This window comes from Conexibacter stalactiti (assembly GCF_033542075.1).
In the GTDB taxonomy this organism is placed as follows: domain Bacteria; phylum Actinomycetota; class Thermoleophilia; order Solirubrobacterales; family Solirubrobacteraceae; genus Conexibacter; species Conexibacter stalactiti.
On sequence record NZ_JAWSTH010000001.1, the window covers coordinates 114264 to 130888 of the forward strand.

The 16625-nt window shown below is 74.1% G+C and carries 14 protein-coding genes; 5 read left to right on the forward strand and 9 right to left on the reverse strand.

Annotated elements, in window-relative coordinates:
- Positions 1–6: 6 nt before the first annotated feature.
- Positions 7–663, reverse strand: coding sequence for a TetR/AcrR family transcriptional regulator (locus tag R7226_RS00510; protein ID WP_404827729.1), 657 nt, complete (start codon positions 661–663; stop codon positions 7–9).
- A gap of 121 nt (positions 664–784) precedes the next feature.
- Here R7226_RS00510 and R7226_RS00515 point away from each other — a divergent pair, with 121 nt between their 5' ends.
- Entirely contained in the window at positions 785–2425 is a 1641-nt protein-coding gene (locus R7226_RS00515) for a FadD3 family acyl-CoA ligase (protein WP_318595056.1), read from the forward strand.
- Positions 2426–2435: 10 nt separating this feature from the next.
- Positions 2436–3134: a hypothetical protein gene (locus R7226_RS00520; protein ID WP_318595057.1), complete on the forward strand. Its 699-nt coding sequence runs from the start codon at positions 2436–2438 to the stop codon at positions 3132–3134.
- 41 nt (positions 3135–3175) lie between these two features.
- Here R7226_RS00520 and R7226_RS00525 read toward each other — a convergent pair whose 3' ends face one another.
- Complete coding sequence (locus R7226_RS00525) at positions 3176–4399, reverse strand: acetyl-CoA C-acetyltransferase (RefSeq protein ID WP_318595058.1); 1224 nt, start codon at positions 4397–4399, stop codon at positions 3176–3178.
- Positions 4396–5202, reverse strand: a complete 807-nt coding sequence (locus R7226_RS00530; RefSeq protein WP_318595059.1) for a MaoC/PaaZ C-terminal domain-containing protein — start codon at positions 5200–5202, stop codon at positions 4396–4398. Before R7226_RS00530 ends, R7226_RS00525 begins: the two co-directional genes overlap by 4 nt.
- Positions 5203–5306: 104 nt before the next feature.
- On the opposite strand from R7226_RS00530, the gene R7226_RS00535 reads away from it, so the two are divergent.
- Positions 5307–6173 (forward strand): SMP-30/gluconolactonase/LRE family protein, encoded by an 867-nt coding sequence (locus R7226_RS00535; RefSeq protein WP_318595060.1) that lies wholly within the window; start codon positions 5307–5309, stop codon positions 6171–6173.
- Here the strand turns inward: R7226_RS00535 and R7226_RS00540 are convergent.
- The 5 genes from R7226_RS00540 to R7226_RS00560 all read right to left on the reverse strand — a co-directional run bounded on the left by R7226_RS00540 (position 6162) and on the right by R7226_RS00560 (position 12613).
- Positions 6162–7229 carry an ABC transporter permease gene (locus R7226_RS00540; protein ID WP_318595061.1) on the reverse strand — a complete coding sequence of 356 codons (1068 nt, stop codon included), beginning with the start codon at positions 7227–7229 and terminating at the stop codon, positions 6162–6164. The two genes, R7226_RS00535 and R7226_RS00540, sit on opposite strands and share 12 nt — an antisense overlap.
- Positions 7226–8755 (reverse strand): sugar ABC transporter ATP-binding protein, encoded by a 1530-nt coding sequence (locus R7226_RS00545; RefSeq protein ID WP_318595062.1) that lies wholly within the window; start codon positions 8753–8755, stop codon positions 7226–7228. The genes R7226_RS00540 and R7226_RS00545 overlap by 4 nt, the downstream gene beginning before the upstream one ends.
- A complete protein-coding gene (locus R7226_RS00550; protein ID WP_318595063.1) occupies positions 8752–9894 on the reverse strand; it encodes a sugar ABC transporter substrate-binding protein in 1143 nt (380 codons plus the stop codon). Before R7226_RS00550 ends, R7226_RS00545 begins: the two co-directional genes overlap by 4 nt.
- A gap of 5 nt (positions 9895–9899) precedes the next feature.
- Positions 9900–11636, reverse strand: coding sequence for a class I adenylate-forming enzyme family protein (locus tag R7226_RS00555; protein WP_318595064.1), 1737 nt, complete (start codon positions 11634–11636; stop codon positions 9900–9902).
- Positions 11637–11785: 149 nt separating this feature from the next.
- Positions 11786–12613 (reverse strand): SDR family NAD(P)-dependent oxidoreductase, encoded by an 828-nt coding sequence (locus R7226_RS00560; protein ID WP_318595065.1) that lies wholly within the window; start codon positions 12611–12613, stop codon positions 11786–11788.
- A gap of 81 nt (positions 12614–12694) precedes the next feature.
- Between R7226_RS00560 and R7226_RS00565 the strand changes: the two genes are divergently transcribed.
- Positions 12695–13609: a TIGR03619 family F420-dependent LLM class oxidoreductase gene (locus R7226_RS00565; protein ID WP_318595066.1), complete on the forward strand. Its 915-nt coding sequence runs from the start codon at positions 12695–12697 to the stop codon at positions 13607–13609.
- A gap of 81 nt (positions 13610–13690) precedes the next feature.
- Positions 13691–14998 carry an NAD-binding protein gene (locus R7226_RS00570; protein ID WP_318595067.1) on the forward strand — a complete coding sequence of 436 codons (1308 nt, stop codon included), beginning with the start codon at positions 13691–13693 and terminating at the stop codon, positions 14996–14998.
- On the opposite strand, the gene R7226_RS00575 is transcribed toward R7226_RS00570, so the two are convergent.
- Positions 14995–16569, reverse strand: a complete 1575-nt coding sequence (locus R7226_RS00575) for an MFS transporter (protein WP_318595068.1) — start codon at positions 16567–16569, stop codon at positions 14995–14997. The genes R7226_RS00570 and R7226_RS00575 overlap by 4 nt on opposite strands.
- Between the last annotated feature and the right edge of the window lie 56 nt (positions 16570–16625).

Here is a 16625-nt window from a genome sequence, read left to right on the forward strand (position 1 = left end):
CGGTCGCTATTCCTTCGTCTTCTTCTTCTTCCCGCGTGCAATCCCGTCGAGCAGGATCGAGAGGTACTGGTCGGCGATCTCCTGGGCGCTCTGCGGGCCGCCCGGTCTGTACCAGCGCGCGACGGTCCAGAGCGTCGCGCGGATGAAGCGGTAGGTCAGGCGCGGATCGAGCGAGCGGCGGAACTCGCCCTCCTCGATCCCGCGCTGCAGCACACCGACCCACGCCTGCTCGAAGCGCTCGCCGGCGTCGCGCAGGTAGGCGAAGTTCTCCAGCAACGCCAGGTGGCGGCCGTCGTTCTGGTAGATCACGATCGCCGCCTGGTGGCGCTCCATCGCCAGCAGCGAGGCGGTCGCGAGCGCCTCGAACGTCTCGCGCGCGGGCATGTCGGCGGCGACGATCTCGTCGTAGCGGCCGAGGATCTCGTCGAGGAACGCGGTCAGGATCGCGTTCGCCATCGCCTCCTTGGAGGCGAAGTGGTGGTAGAGGCTGCCGGACAGGATCCCGGCGGCGTCGGCGATGTCGCGCACGGTCGTGGCGGAATAGCCATTGCTCGCGAACAGGCCGGCGGCGAGCGCCAGCACTTCGCCTTGGCGACCGCCCTCGGCGGCCCGTCCGTTTCTCACGGTTCCCCTTGCGGCCGTTTGCTTGCTTCTCTGGGCCATGCGCGGAACCCTACCCAGTGCGCCGACATCAGGGGCGCTCAGCCGACTTTCTCCCGCTGGTCGAGCGCTCCATGTAATCTACCAAGCACTTGCTTGTTTTGGTTGGCGAGGAGGAGACGCAGTGAGCGAGACGACTGACGCGACGGGCCACGGCTGGACGATCCCCGGCCTCGTACGCGACGCCGCGCGGCGCTTCGGCGCGCGCGAGGCGATCGTCGACGGTGCGACGCGGCTGACCTACGCGCAGCTCGAAGCGCGCGTCGGCGAGCTGGCGCGCGGCCTGATCGCCAGCGGCGTGCAGCCCGGCGACCGCGTCTGCGTGTGGGCGCCCAACACCCACCACTGGGTCCTCGCGACGCTCGCGGCGCACAGCGCCGGCGCCGCGCTCGTCCCGCTCAACACGCGCTTCCTCGGCGCCGAGGCGCTCGACGTGCTCGACCGCACCGGCAGCCGCGTGCTGTTCGCGCCCGACTCCTTCCTCGGTCGCGACCCGGTCGCGCTGCTGCGCGCCGCCGAGGGCGCCGGCGGCGTCGGCCGCGGGCCGGTCGGCGGGCTCCCCGACCTGGAGCTGATCGTGCGGATCCCGCTCGAGGGAGCGCTCGGCGAGGCAGCTTCAGCCCACCCCGGCGAGATCGGCTGGGAGCAGCTGCTGGAGCGCGCCGCGCAGGTGCCGGCGGCGGAGGGCGCCGCGCGGGCCGCGGCGGTCGCGCCCGACGACGTCTGCGACATCCTCTTCACCTCCGGCACGACCGGCCGTCCGAAGGGCGCGATGTCGTCCCACCGGCAGACGCTCGACGTGGCCGCCGCCTGGGCCGAGCGCGGCGAGGTCGGCGCCGCCGACCGCTACCTCGTGATCAGCCCGTTCTTCCACTCGTTCGGGTACAAGGCCGGCTTCGTCGTCTGCTTCCTGCACGGCGCCGCCGTCGTGCCGGCGCTGACCTTCGACGTCGACGCCGCGCTGAGCACGATCGAGCGCGAGCGGATCACGATCGTGCCCGGCCCGCCGACGATCTTCCAGACGCTGCTGGCCCACCCGCGCCGCGACGACCACGACCTCGGCTCGCTGCGGCTGGCGGTGACCGGCTCGGCGATGGTGCCGGTCGCGCTCGTCGAGCGGATGCGCGACGAGCTGAGCTTCGACGCGGTGCTGACCGCCTACGGCCTGACCGAGGCGGTCGTCGCGACGATGTGCCGCACGGACGACAGCCCGGAGACGATCTCGCGCACCGCCGGCTGCCCGACCGCCGGCTTCGAGCTGCGGATCGCCGACGTCGAGGGCCGCGAGCTGCCGGCCGGCGAGGACGGCGAGGTGCTGCTGCGCGGCCCCAACGTGATGCTCGGCTACCTCGACGACCCGGAGGCGACGGCGCGCGCGGTCGACCCTGACGGCTGGTTCCACACCGGCGACGTCGGCCACGTCGACGCCCACGGCTACCTGACGATCACCGACCGCCTCAAGGACATGTTCACCGTCGGCGGCTTCAACGTCTATCCGGCCGAGGTCGAGAACGTGCTCGCGCGGCTCGACGGCGTCGTCGCCGGTGCCGTCGTCGGCGTGCCGGACGAGCGCCTCGGCGAGGTCGGCGCCGCCTACCTGATCATGGAGCCCGGCCACGCGCTCAGCGAGCAGGACGTGATCGCCGTCTGCCGCGAGCGGCTGGCCAACTACAAGGTCCCGCGCCAGGTGACCTTCGTGCGGGAGCTGCCGCGCAACGCCGCCGGCAAGGTCCTCAAGCACGAGCTGCGCGCGCTCGCCCAGTAGCCTCGGAGGAGTGAGACGAGGACGGGCGACGATCGCCGCGCTGCTGGCGCTGGCGCTGCTGAGCGGCTGCGGCGGCTCGGGCGGCGACGACGGCGCGGAGGCGGCGCGCAGCGGCACGGCGACGACGCCGCCGACCGCGACGACGCCCGGCGGCGGCTACGCCCCACCGGCGCTCAGATCGCAGTACGGACGCGGGCCGCAGATCGGCGCGCTCGTGCGCACGCGCCACGCCGAGACGACCTTCAACACGCTCCCGCCCGGCTTCTCGCCCGGCGGGATCCCCGTCGGCTCGCGCGCCGGGCTCTGCCGCGTTCCGGCGCCGACGGCTGAGGACCGCGCCCAGATCGAGGCGCAGGCGCAGGTCCAGACGACCGACGGCGAGGTCCAGCCGATCAGAGACGAGCAGATCCTGCTGGCCGACTGCGGCAGCTCCGGCCGCTGGGCGCTGGTCGCCTGGTTCGCGCTCGACGAGGCGGGCGAGGCGAACGTCTGGATCGACGAGCTGCGCTACGACGGCGACGGCCGCTGGAGCGGCACGGCGCCGGGTGTCTACCCCGGCTGCCGGATGCCGCTGGCGGCGGCCGCCGTGTGGCAGGTCGACGTGTCGAGATGCCCGCCGTCGGCGAGACGGCCGCCGTCGGAGGCGCCGCCGAGAAGAGCGGCGCCGAGACCGCTCGGCAGACTGTCGGACGGCAGCTCGCGGGCGTAGGGCGCGCGGCACGGGGGCGCGGCATATGCCGCGCCCCGCGGCTACGCCAGCCGCTCGACGACGATCGCCATCCCCTGGCCGCCGCCGACGCACATCGACTCCAGCCCGATCGTCAGGTCGTCGTCCTGGAGCGTGTGCAGCAGCGTCGTCATGATGCGCGCGCCGGTCATCCCGAACGGGTGGCCGAGCGCGATCGCGCCGCCGCGCACGTTGAGGCGGTCGAGCTCGAGCCCGAGCTGCTCGGCGCTCGGCAGCACCTGCGCGGCAAACGCCTCGTTGATCTCCGCGCGATCGACGTCGGCGACCGTCATGCCGGCGCGACCGAGCGCCTGGCGACAGGCCTCGACCGGGCCGAGGCCCATGATCTCCGGATCGATCGCGGAGACGCCGGAGGCGACGATCCGCGCCAGCGGCGCGATCCCGTTGCGGCGCGCGAAGGCGGCGCTGGTGACGACGACCGCGGCGGCGCCGTCGTTGAGCGGGCAGGCGTTGCCGGCGGTGACGCGGCCGTCGGGGCGGAAGACCGGTCTGAGCGCGGCCAGCTTCTCGACGGTCGTGCCGGCGCGCGGCCCGTCGTCGGCGCTGACGACGGCGCCCGACGGCGTCGTGACCGGCACGATCTCGCGCGCGAACAGGCCGGCCTCCTGCGCGGCGACGGCGCGCTGCTGCGAGCGGGCGGCCCACCCGTCCATCGCGGCGCGCGTGACGCCGGCGTGCTCGGCGACGTTCTCGGCCGTCTCGCCCATCGCGACGTAGACGTCGGGCAGCCCGGCGGCCGGCGTCCAGTCGCCGGCACCGCCCTCGGCGCGCGCGGCCGTGCGCAGGCGGGCGGCGTCGAAGCGCGGGTTCTTCGTCTCCGGCATGCCGTCGGCCTTGCCGTGCGCGTAGCGGCTGACGGCCTCGGCGCCGGCGGCGACGAAGCAGTCGCCCTCGCCGGCGCGGATCGCGTGCGCGGCCATCCGGATCGTCTGCAGCGAGGAGGAGCAGTAGCGGTTGACGGTCACGCCCGGCGTGCCCGGCAGCCCGGCCAGCAGCGCGACGACGCGGGCCATGTTGTAGCCCTGCTCGCCGGCCGGCTGGCCGCAGCCGAGCAGCAGGTCCTCGACCTGCTCCGGCCGCACCTGCGGCACCCGCTCCAGCGCCGCGCGGACGGCGATCGCGGCCAGATCGTCGGCGCGCATGTCGATCAGCGAGCCCTTGCCGGCACGGCCGATCGGCGTGCGCACGGCGGCGACGATCACGGCGTCGCGGTCGTCGAGGCTCATGCGAAGGCCACCGATCCGCCGCTGAGGACGGTGCCGCGCGCGGTCGCGGCGGCGAACCGCAGCGGCCCCGCGCCCTCGTCCCACGTTCGCAGCTCGATCGACTCGCCCGGCAGCACCGGCGCCGAGAAGCGCACCGCCAGCTCGCTCAGGTCGCAGGGGTGGGCGCCGCGCAGCGCGGCCAGCTCGCGCACGACGACGGCGAGTGTGCAGAGGCCGTGCAGGATCGGCCGCGGCTGCCCGATCGCCTGCGCCGCCGCGGGGTCGATGTGGATCAGGTGGCGGTCGCCGGTGAGGCGGTAGAGCGCGGCCTGGTCGGTCGTCGTCTCGGCGCGGCCGGTCAGGTCGGGCGCGCGCTCGGGATCGCGCGCGGCCGACGGCCCGCGCTCGCCGCCGAAGCCGCCGCTGCCGGGGGCGAAGATCGAATAGGTGGCGCGGAACTGCCGGCAGCCGACCTCGACCTCGAAGACGGCCGCGGCGCCCTTGTCCCAGACGTTGGAGACGCGCGCCGCCAGCTCCAGCCTGCCGCGCGGCGGCAGCGGCTCGAAGACGTCGAGCCGCTGGGCGCCGTGGAGCGCCTGCGCGATGTCATAGAAGCCGCGCGGGCCAAGCTCGTCAGGGGCCCACAGGCCGAGCGCGAGGCCGTAGGTCGGCAGCACGCGCAGGTCGCGCTCGAAGACCAGCTCCAGCTCGCTCGCGCGCGCTCCGACCGCCAGCGCGTAGAGGATCGCGTCACCGTCGTCGTACTCGACGACACGGCGACCCAGATCGAGTCCGATCGCCTCACCAGCGTTCACGTGCGACATCTCCCTCTCTCTCCTCACGGCGCTCACAGCGCTCGCGCGGCCGGACGGCGGCCGCGGCGGCCAACAATCTACCAAGCGCTCGTTTGGTGCGCTAGTGTGCCGTCATGACCGACCCTGCCGTGGAGACCCTCGCGACCGGACTCGCCTTCCCCGAGGGCGCGCGCTGGCATGACGGCGCGCTGTGGTTCTCCGACACCCACGCCCGCGAGGTGCTGCGCCTCGACCCCGACGGCGGCGGCGCGCCCGAGCGCGTCGCGTCCGTCCCCGGGCGCCCCTCCGGCCTCGGCTTCCTGCCCGACGGCCGCCTGCTGATCGCCTCGACGCACGACCGCCGCCTGCTGCGGCGCGAGCACGACGGCACGCTCGCCGAGCACGCCGACCTGTCGGCGATCGCCAGCTGGCACGTCAACGACCTCGTCGTCGACCGCCACGGCCGCGCCTACGTCGGCAACTACGGCGACGCCAGCGCACCGCCCGATCCGCCCCAGCCGGCGGCGCTCGCGCTGGTGCAGCCCGACGGCAGCGCCGTCGCGGCCGCCGAGGGGCTGCTGTTCGCCAACGGGCTCGTCGTCAGCGGCGACGGAGCGACGCTGATCGTCGCCGAGACGCGCGCCGCCCCCGGCCGCCTGACCGCCTTCGCGCTCGACCCGGCCGACGGCGCGCTGTCGCGGCGCCGCACGCTGGTCGAGTTCGACGCCTCCGTCTTCCCCGACGGGCTCGCGATCGACGGCGAGGACGGCATCTGGGTCGCCTCGCCGTTCAGCGCCGAGGTGATCCGCGTCGACGCCGGCGGGGCGATCACCGACCGCCTCGCCATCGCCGACCCCTACGCCGTCGCGCTCGGCGGCGCCGACGGCCGCGACCTGTTCGTCTGCACCTCCGGCACGTGGCTGCCGGAGCAGGCCGAGCGCGAGCGCAGCGGCGCGATCCGCCGGCTGCGCGTGCGCGTCCCCGCTCCCTCAGGCAGCTGAGGGGGCGGGCTCCGGCTCGGCCGGCTTGGCGGTCTCGGCGTCGGCCTTCGGCCGGCGCTGGATCACCGTCACGCCGACGGCGGCGATCAGGACGGCGCCCTGGAAGATCTGCGGCGCCCACGTCGGCGCGCCGGCCAGCAGCAGCCCGACCGAGCCGGTGCCGAGCATCAGCACCGCAACGATCGTGCCCCACGGGTTGAAGCGGCCGTGGCGGAACTGCGTCGCGCCGAGGAAGGCGGCCGAGAAGGCGGGGATCATGTACGAGGGGCCGTTTGCCGGGTCGGCGGCCTGGATCCGCGCCGTCAGCACGACGCCGGCGAAGGCCGCGACGCAGCCGGAGAAGACGAGCGCGAGCGTGCGCACGCGATCGACGCTGACGCCGACCAGCCGCGTCACCTCCGGGTTGTAACCGGTCGCGTAGCAGTAGCGGCCCGACGCGGTCTGCTCGAGGAAGAAGCCGATCGCGATCATCAGCACGATCATGTAGAGGACCGGCAGCTGGATGCCGCCGATGTCTCTGGAGGCGATGTCGCTGAAGCCGCCCGCGACGCGCTCGGTGAGGATCTGGTCGCCGGAGATCCCGAGCGTGATCGCCGCGAGGATCGAGCCGGTCGCGAGCGTGCCGATGAACGAGTCGATCTTCATCCGCACGACGATCAGCGCGTTGAAGAGGCCGACGAGCGCGCCGGCCCCGACGCCGAGCAGGACGACGATCAGCGGGCTGAGGTCGGTGTTGCCGAGCAGCCACGCCGACAGGATCCCGGCCAGCCCCATCGTCGAGCCGATCGAGAGGTCGAAGACGCCGGTCGTCAGCGGCACGACGATCGAGAGCGCCGCCAGCGCCGTGATCGAGTACTGGTTGAGGACCGTCTTGAGCGTCTCCTCGCGCAGGAACAGGTCGGGGATCCAGATCGCGAAGACGGCGATCAGCAGCAGCCAGACGTAGACCGCGCCGATCGTTCTGAAGGAGAGGCCGCGCGCGAACCGGCGGGCGGCCGGCGCTCTGCGGCCGCGAGCCGCGCTCGGCACCTCAGCGTTGACGACGTTCTGGCTCATGCGTTCTTTCCCGTTTGAGTGACGATCGCCTGCAGCAGGCGGTTCTCGGTGATCTCGGCGCCGCTCAGCTCGGCCGCCACACGGCCGCCGACGAGCGCCAGCACGCGGTCGCAGACGCCGACGAAGTCCTCCAGGTCCGAGGAGCAGACGACGAAGCCGGCGCCGGTCGCCGCCTGCTCGCGCACGAGGCCGTAGATGCCGTGGCGAGCGCCGATGTCGACGCCGCTGGTGGGGTCGTCCATCACGAAGACGCGCGGGCTCGTGTTGAGCCACTTCGCGAGGATGACCTTCTGCTTGTTGCCGCCCGACAGGTACGAGTAGAGGCGGTCGGGGTCGTCGGGGCGGATGTCGAGGTCGGCGATCCAGCGCTCGACGGCGCCGCGCTCCTGCGCCCCGCGCACCCGCCCGCCGCGCACGTACGACGGCAGCTGCGCGAGCGAGACGTTCTCGCGGATCGAGAACTGCCCGATCGCGGCGTCGGGATGGCGGTTGGCGAGCACGAGCGCGAGGCCGAGCTGCTTCGCCCGCTTCGGCGTCATCCCCGACCACGTTCTGCCGTCGCCGTCGACCAGCTCGATCTGGCCGGGGGCGGCGCCGGTCAGCACCGCCGCCAGCTCCTCGCGGCCGGAGCCGGAGAGGCCGGCGATCCCCAGCACCTCGCCGCGCCGCAGCTCGAAGCCGACGCCGTCGAGCACCGCGCCGCGCATCCCGCGCACCGTCAGCGCGCGCTCCTCCGTCGCACACGACGGCGGCCGCTGCGCCGCGTCGGCCTCGACCTCCTCGCCGACGATCAGCTCGGCGAGCCGCGCGCGGTCCATCCCGGCGATCGGGAAGGTGCCCTTGCAGCGGCCGTCGCGCAGCACCGTGACGCGGTCGGCGAGGCCGAGGATCTCCTCCAGGCGGTGCGAGACGTAGAGGATCGAGACGCCCTGCTCCAGCACCTCGCGCAAGACGCGGAAGAGCGCGTCGACCTCGGCCGGCGGCAGCGCCGCGGTCGGCTCGTCGAGCACCAGCAGGCGGATCTCGCCATGCAGCTCGTCGAGCGCGCGGGCGATCGCGATCGCGCTGCGCTCGACCGCTCTCAGCTCGGCGACCGGCAGCTCGACGTCAACCTCGACGCCGATCCGCGCCAGCAGCGCGTCGGCGCGGCGGCACTGGCCGGCCCAGTCGACCTTCGGCCCGCGCTTGGCGAAGCCGGAGGCGAGGCCGACGTTCTCGGCCGCGCTCAGCTCCGCGACGAGGCCGAGGTCCTGGTGCACGAAGCGCAGCCCGAGCCGGCGCACGTCGGCCGGCGCGAGCGCCTTCAGCTCCTCCCCGGCGACGGCGATCCGCGAGCCGGGGTCGGGCTCGTGGAAGCCGGCGAGGATCTTGATGAGCGTCGACTTGCCGGAGCCGTTCTCGCCGACGAGCGCGTGGATCTCGCCGCGCTCGATCTCGAAGGAGACGTCGGCGAGCGCGCGCTGGCCCGGGAAGGTCTTGCCGACCCCCTCGATCGCGATCAGCGTCTCGGTCGCGACGGCCGTCATCCCGACACCCCCCACAGCGCTCTGTACTGCGCCTCGTAGTCCTCGACGAGCGGGAAGTCGTCGGTCGTGCTCGGCAGCGTGTCGGCCGTCAGCGTCCACGTCGGCAGCGTGTGCGCGGTCGCCGGCTCGGTCGGCTCTCTGTTGAAGTGGCGCAGCAGGAAGTCGACGTGGCGCCACATCATCTCCGGCTTCGGCGAGCCCTCGGCGGCGACGAGGTAGTTGCCGTCGGCCATGTACTGCGCCGTCGTCGGGAGGCTGTCGAGCGTCACGAAGCGGACGTCTCTGGAGACCCCGGCCGAGGCCAGCGCCGGCGGCACGCCGACCATCATGTCGGCGTAGCCGAGGTAGACCCAGTTGACGTCGGGATGGCCTTGGAGGTAGGTCGAGACGCGCGTCGGCAGGTCGTTGCCGAGGCTCGTCGCCGGCACCGTCACATCGTCGACGGTGCAGTCGGCGCAGTCGCGCTCGATCGTCTCCTTGAACCCTCTCGCGACGAAGCCGAGGTTGGCGAAGGCGCTGATCGTGAACGAGGCGGCGTGCACGTCGTCGCCGCCTCTGTCGAGCACGTAGGCGCCGAGCCGCTCGCCGGCGGCGAGGAAGTCGGGGCCGTAGTTCTGCGTCGCGGCGTAGCCGTCCTCGGGCGGGTCGGCGGTCGTCATGTTGAGGACCGGCACGCCGCGGTCGGCGAGCGCCTTCAGCTCCGGCTCGTACAGCGCGCGCGAGAAGCCGCTGCCGATGACGGCGTCGGGGTCGCCCTTGGCGGCCTGGTCCCAGGCGGCCTTGACCGTCTCCGGCGTGAGGCCGGCGTTGACGACTCTCAGCTGCCAGCCGACGGCGTCGGTCGCCGCCTTCAGCGGCTTCGTCAGCGCGACGCAGGCCGGCGACGAGCACTGGATCCACCAGATCGTCTTGTCTCTGGCGATCGGGCCTCTGAGCGGCTCGTCGATCCCGATCGAGGTCGGCCGCGCGAGCGCTCTGGCGACCTCCGGCGCTTGTGCGGCGGTCGTCGTCGCGGCGGTCGCGGTCGTCGCGGCGGCGCTCGACGCGGGCGCGTCGTCACCGTCGTCCGACGATCCGCAGGCGGCGACGGTCAGGCTCGCCGCGGCGGCGGTCGCCAGCACGGCGATCCGTGTGCGCATGCTCCTCATGCTGCTCCTCCTCCTGGGGCCCGGCCGGTCTCCGGGCGCTGGCCGGCGGCGAGCCGCCGCCGGATGTCCTCACGCAGCTCCGTCTTCGCGACCTTCCCGCCGGCCGACAGCGGCAGCGCGTCGAGCACCACCAGCCGCTCCGGCATCCACTCGCGCGTCATCCCGCGCGCGCTCAGGTGCGCGACGAGGTCGTCGAGCGTGAGCGCGTGAGCGGGGGTGCCGCGTTCGAGCGCCGCGTAGACGCAGACGCGCTCGCCGAAGACGGGATCGGGCATCGCGACGACCGCCGCGACGGCGACGAGCGGATGCGTCGCGACCTCCGCCTCGACCGCGGGGGCGCTGATGTTCTTGCCGCCGCGGATGACGATGTCGGAGGCGCGGCCGACGACGTTGAGGCAGCCGTCGGCGTCCAGTTCGAGCAGGTCGCCGGTGCGCATCCAGCCGTCGCCGTCGAGCAGCTCGGCGTTGGCGGCGGGGTCGGCGTGGTAGCCGCCCGAGAGGCCGGGGCCGCGCACGGCGGCGGGGGTCACGCCGTCGCCGCCGAGGCGCAGCTCGACGCCGGGCGCCGGGCGGCCGGCGGTGCGCAGCCGCGCGCGGTCGTCGTCGGCGACGGTCGTGCCGCTGACGATGCCGGTCTCGTTGGCGCCGTAGAACTGCAGCACCTTCGCGCCGGCGAGCCGCTCGAAGGCGGCGGCGCGCTGCGGCGGGACGGCCTCGCCGCCGGTGAAGACGACGCGCAGGCTGGAGAGGTCGCGGCCGCCGTCGGCGGCGGCCTGCAGGACCATCGCGAGCTGGGTCGTGACGGCGGCCAGCATCGTCACGCGCTCGCGCTCGATCAGCTCCAGCATCAGCTCGACGTCGAAGCGCTCCAGCAGCACGGTCGGCACGCCGAGTAGCGCCGGTGCGACGTGGCCGCTCCAGAGCCCGAAGCCGTAGGGCGTCGGGACGGCGCAGAGGATCGTGTCCTGCGCGGTCAGCCCGCCGTTGGTGATCGCGAGGCGGCCGGCGAGCAGCCACGGCTGCTGGCTGTGGACGACGCACTTCGGCAACCCGGTCGTGCCGGAGGTCGAGTTGAGCAGGAAGGTCTCGTCGGGGTGGAGGCGGCGATCGGGGGTGAGAGCGGCGACCGGCGCGCCTGGGGCGGGGGCCGGCGCGATGCGCGCGGGGGCGCCATCGATCCGCGCCGCGGCGACGCCGCCGGCGGCCGGGTCGGCGAGGTCGGGGACGACGACCGAGCGCAGCGCCGGCAGCCCCTCGGCGCGCAGCTGCGCCAGCAGCGCGGCCAGCTCGACGCCGCGCGTCTGCGGATGCGTCAGCAGCGCGTCGGCCTCCGCGAGCCGCAGCAGGTGGACGATCTCGCCGACGCCGGAGCGGGCGGCGACGCCGATCACGACGAGACCGGCGCGCTCGGCGGCGAGGTAGGCGACGTGGGCGGTCGGGCCGTCAGGCAGCAGCACGGCGAGGTGCTGGCCGCGCTCGAAGCCGGCGGCGGCGAGCGCCTGCGCGAGCGCGGTCGCGGCGTCGTCGTACTGCGCCCAGCTCATCCGCGTCGTGGCGGTCACGAAGGCGGCGCCGCCGGGGTTCGCGGCGCGGGCGCGGGCGACGTGGTCGCCGACCGTCTCCGTGCCCCACCAGCCGGCGGCGCGGTAGCGCGCGGCGTCGGCGGCGGTGTGGACGGCGGTCGTCGGGGGCGGGGTGCGGCTGACAGGGGTCGCGGTCGTCTCGGCGCCCATCGGGTGATCTCTCCTCACGTCAAGCGGCTCGGCTGCGGTCACGAACCGAGCAATTGCTTGGTTGGTAACGCTAACCCGCTCGCGCCGCCGCGTCAAGCGCGGTCTCGGGATGGGTGCGACGCCACGCCGCGGCTTCGGGACGGCGGCGCCTACGGATCGAGCGGCCGGTTCGTCCAGCCACCCGCGTGGCGCGGGTACCAGCCGCCGGCCGCGGCGGTGCCGCCATCGACGTGGACGGTCGTGCCGGTCACGAAGGCGCCCAACGGCGAGGCGAGGAAGAGCGCCGCGCCGGCGACGTCATCGGCGCTGCCGGGCCGCGCCAGCGGCGCCCAGGTCGCCCACCGCCAGCGCTCCGCGGGCGGCACCCAGTCGGAGTACGGCAGCTGCGGCGTCTCGACGACGTCGGGCGCGATCGCGTTGACGCGGATCCCATGGCCGCCGACCTCGACCGCGAGCGAGCGGCCGAACTGCGTCACCGCGGCCTTGCAGGCGGCGTAGACGGCGTGGCCGGGGATCCCGCGATGAGCCTCGACGGTCGTCAGGTTGACGATCGCGCCGCCGCGGCCGCGCGCGATCATTCCCGGCAGCAGTGCGCGCGTCAGGCGCAGCACGTGGGTGAGGTTGCCCGCCTCGATCGCCGCCCAGCCCTCCTCGTCGCTGTCGGCGAACGGCGTCGGCGGGTCGAGGAAGTGGCCGACGTTGTTGACGAGCACGTCGGGCGCCGGCGCGGCCGCGGCGATCCGCGCCGGCGCGTCGGCGGCGGTCACGTCGAGCACGAGCGGCGTGATGGCACCCTCCACACCGAGCCGGTCCATCAGCGCCGCGAGCGCGGCCTCGTCGCGGTCGACGGCGAGCACCGTCGCGCCATGCGCGGCGAAGGCGGCGACGATCGCGCCGCCGATCCCCGCCGCGCCGCCGGTCACGACCGCGCTGCGACCGGCCAGCAGCGGGCCGGGCTGGTGGGGTGTGGCAACCATCTCTTCCTCCTCAATCGAGCAAGCGCTAGGTTGTCAGCTCGCGTCGCGGCGGTCAACGGCCGCGTGAGAGGAGATGAGGCAATGGATCCGAGGCTGATCGTCGGCCTGTCGAACTACCACGACTTCCTCCCGTCCGGCGGCTGGGACGGGCTGCTCGACGTGGCGCAGGCGGCCGACGCCGCGGGCGTCGACGCGCTCAGCGTCGTCGACCACGTCGTGCTCGGCGGCGACCTCTCCGGCTACCCGTACGGCAGCTTCCCCGGCGGCGCCGAGGCGCCATGGCTGGAGCCGCTCACGACGCTCGCGGCGATCGCCGGCCGGACCCGCGACGTGCGCCTCTTCACCGGCATCCTGATCGCCCCGCTGCGGCCGCCGGCGCTGCTGGCGAAGATGGCGGCGACGCTCGACCAGCTCTCGAACGGCCGGCTCGACCTCGGCGTCGGCACCGGCTGGCTGGCGAAGGAGTACGAGGCGGCCGGGCTCGACTTCGGCGCGCGCGGGCGGCTGCTCGACGACGCGCTCGGGATCTGCCAGGCGCTCTGGAGCGGGCAGCCGACGAGCTGGTCCTCGCCCCACCTCAGCTTCGACGACGTCACCTGCTCGCCGACGCCGCTGCAGCCCGGCGGCGTCCCCTTCTGGGTCGGCGGCGACCTGCACCCGCGCAACGTCGACCGGATCGTGCGCTTCGCGAATGGCTGGATCCCGAGCCCGCCGACCGGCCGCGAGCAGGCCGCCGGCGGCGCGGCGAAGCTGCGTGAGGCGCTGGCCGCCGCCGGCCGCGACCCGGCCGGCTTCCGCGTGCGGATGTCGCTGCCGGTCGTGCGCGACGACGACCGCCGCCCCGATCTCGCGCGCTCGCTGGAGGCGGTGCCGCAGCTGGTCGCCGCCGGTGCGACCGACGTCTTCGTCCCCCTCGCCGCCTTCGCGCGCGACGCCGCCACCGCGCGCGAGCTGTTCGCGCCGCTCGTCGCCGGCTTCCGCGCCGCCGTCGGCTGAACGCGGACGGACATCCGGCGCGGCCACGACGCCGCCGCAGCCGCAACGCGTCGCGCCACCGCGCGCCCGTATCGTTCGCGCATGTCAGGTGCGTATCTGCTGATCGGTGAAGGCACGCTCGCCGAGGGCGTCGAGGAAGCGCTGCGGGAGGCCGGGGAGGTCGTCCGCTGGCTGCGGCGACCGGTCGACCGCGAGCTGCGGCGAGCGCTGGAGGAGCCGACCCACGCGGCGGTCGTGATCAACCGCGACGACATCGCCGCGTTGCGGACGGCGCTGCTGGTCGAGTACCTGCGACCGGAGATACGGCTCGTCGTGACGATCTTCGACCGCACGGTCGCCGAGCAGCTGATCCGCGTGATCCCCAATTGCAACGTCGTCTCGATGGCCGACGCCTCGGCCGGCGCGATCGTCGGGCCGTGCCTCGATCCGAGGCTCGTCGCGCTGCACCGCGACGACGACGGCGGCGAGCTGATCGCGGTCAGAGGCGGTGACGACGAGCAGCCGCAGGTCGCGCCGTATCCGTACCAGCCGCCGAGCGCGGCCCGGCGCGCCGCCAACCGCCTGCGGGCGCAGTTCCGCCCGCCCGACCGCAGCTCGGCGCTGTTGCTGTGGTCGCTGTTCGGGCTGGTCGCGCTCGTGCTGCTGGAGGCCGTGCTGGCGATCGCGACCCACCACGAGCCGGCCGTGACCGCGCTCTACGAGGCGACGAAGGCGATCGCGGCGGTCGGCCCGAGCGCCTTCTTCGAGCACGGCTCGACGTGGCAGCAGCTGTACGGGATCGCCTCGATGGCGCTCGGCGTCGTGCTGACGGCCGTCTTCACCGCGGCGCTCGTCAACCGCGTCCTCAGCCGCCGCCTGACGGGGACCTTCGGCAGCCGCACGATCCCGCGCACCGATCACGTCGTCGTCGTCGGTCTCGGCCAGGTCGGCTTCCGCGTCTGCCTCGAGCTGCGCGCGCTGGGGATAGCGGTCGTCGCCGTCGAGCAGGATCCGCAGGCGCCCAACGTCGCACTCGCGCGCGGGCTGAAGGTGCCGGTCGTGATCGGCCGCGGCGGCGACCGCTACGTGCTCGAACGGCTGTCGCTCGGCCGCGCCGTCGCGCTGGCGGCGGTCACCAGCGACGAGCTGGCGAACATCTCGATCAGCGTCTCGGCGCTGGCGGTCGAGCCCGGCCTGCGCACCGTCCTGCGCGCCGGCTCCAACGAGGTCACGCGCGAGACGGCGGCGCTCTTCCCGATCGGCGTCGCGCAGGACCTCGACCGCGTCGCGGCCGCCGCCGTCGCCGCGACCGCGATCGGCCACGAGCTGGCCCACGCCTTCGTCCACCGCGGCGAGACCTACATCGAGACCCCCGGCGGGATCGAGCGCTTTCCGCCGGCTGCTGCCTAGACGTGCACCACGGTGCCGTCGCCGGCGCCGTGGCCGCGACTGACGAGCAGGGCGATGATCGCGCTGAGGAGGGCGAGGCCGGCGCTGACGTACATCGCCGTGTGGAGTCCGTCCATGAACGACTGGAAGGAGGCGTCGGTGATCGCCTGCGCGAGCGCCGCGGGCGTGTCGGGGCCGACCGGGGCGACGCCCTGGGCGATCAGCTCCGTCTGACCCTCGACCGCTCTCGCCGCCGCGCCGGTGACGCCGGCGTCGGCGAGGTTGCCGGCCAGCGCCGAGCCGACGCCGGAGACGATCACCGAGCCGAGCACCGCGGTGCCGAGCACGCCGCCGAGCTGGTTGGCCGTCGACTGCAGGCCGCCGGCGAGGCCGCCGCGCTCGACCGGGGCGTTGCCGACGATCGCCTCCGTCGAGGCGACGATCACGAGGCCCATCGCGATCCCGATCAGCAGGTAGAACGGCCACTGGCCGCCGTAGCCGGTGTCGACCTCCAGGCCGGTCAGGCCGAAGAAGCAGCCGGCGAGGATCAGCATCCCGATGCAGAGCGGCACGCGCGGCCCCAGCTTCTCCGTCAGCAGGCCGCCGAGCGGGGCGCTGACGACGAAGGTCGCCGTCAGCGGCAGCAGCCGCACGCCGGTCTGAACCGGGCTGTAGCCGTGCACGTTCTGCAGATACAGGCCGATGAAGAAGAGGATTCCGAAGAGCGCGAAGAAGCCGGTCACGACGAGCACGACGCCCGCTGAGAGCGAGCGGTTCTTGAACAGATCGAGCGGCAGCAGCGGATCGGCGGTGCGCGCCTCCCACAGCACGAACGCGACCAGTGCGATCACCGCGGCGACGCCGAAGCCGATCACGTACGCCGAGCCCCAGCCGTGGTCCTGGGCCTTGATCACACCCCAGATCAGCAGGAACAGCCCGCCCGACAGCAGCGCGACGCCCGGCAGGTCGAACGAGCCGACGTGCGTCTCGTCCTTCGACTCTCTCACCCAGCGCCAGGTGACGAACGCGGCCAGCAGGCCGAGCGGCAGGTTCAGCAGGAAGATCGACTCCCACGAGACGTGCTCGACGAGCAGGCCGCCGACGATCGGGCCGGAGGCGACCGCGAGCGCCGAGGAGCCGCCCCAGATGCCGACCGCGCGGTTCAGCTCGGCCGGTGGGAAGGCGGCGCGCAGCAGCGCGAGCGTGTTCGGCATCAGCAGCGCGCCGGCGACGCCCTGCAGCACGCGCGCGGCGACCAGCACGCCGATCGACGGCGCCAGCGCGCACAGCAGCGAGGTCAGCGCGAAGCCGACGATGCCGACGATGAAGATCTTCTTGCGGCCGAAGCGGTCGCCGAGCTTGCCGCCGACGATCAGCAGCACCGCGAGCGCGAGCAGGTAGCCGTTGGTGACCCACTGCAGGCCGGCCAGCGAGGCGTCGAGGTCGGCGGCGATCGTCGGGTTGGCGACGCCGACGACGGTGCCGTCGAGACCGACCATCATCACGCCGAGCGCGACCGCGGCGAGCGTGAGCCAGGGGTTGTCACGGCCGCTGCCGCGCGCGGGCGCGGGGGCGTCGACTGCTGAGTTCATGGAGGAGGCCTGCGAGGGTTGGGGGACGGCGACCGCCGCGAAGTGTGACAGAACGT